The organism is Terriglobales bacterium, from assembly GCA_035624455.1.
Lineage (GTDB): Bacteria > Acidobacteriota > Terriglobia > Terriglobales > Acidobacteriaceae > DASPRM01.
In genome coordinates, this window is the sequence record DASPRM010000082.1 from 1 (window position 1) to 2,972 (window position 2,972).

The 2,972-nt window shown below is 57.6% G+C and carries 2 protein-coding genes; both read left to right on the forward strand.

The genetic code is table 11. From position 1 onward, the window contains the following. A partial coding sequence (locus tag VEG30_09190; GenBank protein ID HXZ80091.1) for a vitamin B12 dependent-methionine synthase activation domain-containing protein occupies positions 1–2,065 on the forward strand: 2,065 nt, incomplete at its 5' end. Positions 2,066–2,225: 160 nt separating this feature from the next. Next, entirely contained in the window at positions 2,226–2,765 is a 540-nt protein-coding gene (msrA, locus tag VEG30_09195; protein ID HXZ80092.1) for a peptide-methionine (S)-S-oxide reductase MsrA, read from the forward strand. The last annotated feature ends 207 nt before the right edge of the window (positions 2,766–2,972 follow it).

A 2,972-nucleotide genomic window follows, 5' to 3' on the forward strand; every position in this document is an offset into this window, starting at 1 on the left:
CGCCATCGCCAAGCGCATCTATGATCTGGCCACACGAAAATACGGCATACGCCCAGTCGACCTGATCTTCGACGCCCTGACCCTGCCTATCTCCACCGGCCAAGAAGAGTACCGGACGGCTGGCATCGAGACCTTGAAGGCGGTCAGGGGTATCAAGCAGGTGCTGCCGGAAGTTCACACTATCCTGGGCGTCAGCAACATCTCGTTCGGCCTCGATGTGTACCCTCGCCGCGTCTTGAACAGCGTCTTCATGCACGAAGCCGTCGACAATGGCCTCGACATTGCCATTGTCAACTACAGCAAAATCTATCCTTTGTACAAAATTCCTCAGCAAGAAGTTGAGCTTGCCAGAAAGCTCATCTATCGCGACGAGTCCAACGGTGACCCGCTTCAGGTCTACATGGCGCACTTTGCCGGGCTGAAAGGCAAACCGCAGGCAGCAAGGACCGCACACCTAGAGACGCTCTCGGTTGAGGACAAGCTGAAGTTTGCGATTATCAACGGGGAGAGGTCGGTAGGCGAGGGCGTCCAGAAGAAATCGCTCGAAGGGTTGCTGGAAGAAGCGCTGGCGCAGTATTCACCCTTGGATCTGATCAACACCGTATTGCTCGATGGTATGAAGACCGTAGGCGACTTGTTCGGGGCGCGCAAGATGCAGCTGCCCTCTGTGCTCGACTCGGCGGGCGTCATGAAACAAGCGGTGGCCTATCTCGAGCCGAAGATGGAGAAGAAGTCCGGCTCGCGGAAAGGTACCATCGTCCTGGCCACCGTCAAGGGCGACGTGCACGACATCGGTAAGAACCTGGTTGACATCATCCTCTCGAACAACGGCTTCAAGGTCGTCAACCTGGGGATCAAGCAGCCGGGCGACACCATCATCAAGGCCGCGCAGCAGCACCGCGCGGATGCGATAGGCCTCAGTGGCCTGCTGGTGAAGTCGACGCTGGAAATGAAGTACGTCATCCAGGATCTCGAGCGGCAGCAACTGGACTTTCCCGTCATCTGCGGCGGCGCCGCCCTCACCCGCAAGTACGTGGAAGATGACCTGCGCCGGGAGTATGCCAAGGGTGTCTTCTATGCCGACGACGCCTTTGCCGGGCTGCATATCATGGAGGATCTGGCGGCTTCCGATGGAAAGCGCGAAGCCCGGCTAAGCGAAGGACGGAGCGTGAAGGAATATGCCAAGGCTGTCGCCGTCGACGAGGAAACCGGGCCGGTCTTCGTCGAGCGCAGTCCAATGGTAGGCGACGCGCCCAACATCCCTTCACCACCGTTTTGGGGAGTGCAGGTGAAGAAGGATTTCGACTTGCGTGAACTGTTCTCGTTCATTAACGACACCGCCCTGTTCAAGAACCAGTGGCAATTGAAGACCGCTTCCCAGGAAGACTATTTGCGCTTGGTGGAGGAGAAATTCCGCGCCATCAAGGCCCAACTCCAGGAGGAAGTCATTGCTGCCGGGTTGTTCGAGCCAAAGGTCGTGTACGGATATCTCCCCGCCCAGAGCGAAGGCAATGATCTCATCGTGTACTCCCCCGAAGCCGCGAGCGCCGGGACTGCCCCGCAGGAGTTGTTGCGGTTCAACTTCCCCCGCCAGAAGGTTGGGCGCAGGCTGTGTATTTCCGACTTCTTCGCGGCGAAAAGGTCGGGCAGGATGGACGTCCTCGGCCTCTCCCTGGTTACCATCGGATCTCGTGCCAGCCGGGAGACACAACGCCTTTTCGAAGCTGGCGAATACACAAAATATCTCTACCTGCACGGGCTAAGCGTCGAGACCGCCGAAGCCCTGGCCGAGTACCATCACCGCACCATGCGGCAGGAGTTAGGCATCGCCGGCGAGGATTCGCCTCACACCCGCGACCTGTTCCATCAGAAATACCGCGGCTCAAGGTTTTCGTTCGGCTATCCGGCCTGCCCGAACCTGGAGGATCAGACCAAACTATTCGTGTTGCTCCACCCTGAAGAGAACGTCGGCGTGCGGCTTACCAGCGGTTTTCTGCTCGAACCCGAACAATCAACCTCGGCGATCATCGTGCACCACCCCGCGGCCAAGTACTTTGTTGTCTAGCAGCTCCAGCCTCCACCATGGCAGCAGACAGAAAACCCCGGGGCTGCAATGCAACTGCGGACCCCTGTCAGAGTGTTCCTCCCTCTGTAGAGGAAGCCGTCAGGCCAAATGGCTCAGGGGAATCCCGGAAACTTTCCCTAGGCGCAGACATCGAATATGCATGCGGAACGAACAGACAGCGGTTTTTGGCGGAGGCTGTTTCTGGTGCGTCGAGGCGGTGTTCGGCCGGCTGGAAGGAGTCAGTTCGGTGGAGTCCGGCTACATGGGGGGACAGGTCGAGAATCCCACCTATCGCCAGGTTTGCGCCGGCGACACCGGGCACGTCGAAGTTGTGCGCGTGAAGTTCGATCCTGCAGTCATCCCTTATCGCGATCTCCTCGATGTCTTCTTCTCCATTCACGATCCAACCACACTGAACCGGCAGGGAAGCGACGTAGGTGAGCAATACCGTTCCGTGATTTTCTACACCAGTGAAGAACAGAAGCACGAGGCCGAGGAAACCATCGCAGAGCTGAATGCCAGCCACGTTTTTCCCGAACCAATCGTGACTGCCGTAGAACCCGCTCGGACCTTCTATGTGGCCGAAGACTACCACCAGCAGTACTATGACAACAATGCGACCCAGCCCTATTGCCAATTCATCATCGCCCCAAAGCTGCGAAAACTTGAGAAGAAGTTCAGCCAGAAAGTGCGCGCCTGAACGTAGCCCCGGCAGCCTGTCCTGAATCTGTCGCCGGCTGATGGGCACCATCCTGCCTCACCGAGTAGACGAATCGCCGGTTGTAGCGTAATTTGCTTATGTTAGGTGGTCCGGGAGGCGCTCTCATCTTGTGATCCGGCTTCCGTACATCGACAAGACACATCGATGAATATCGTTATTATCGGAGATACGAATGGCTGATCTCTT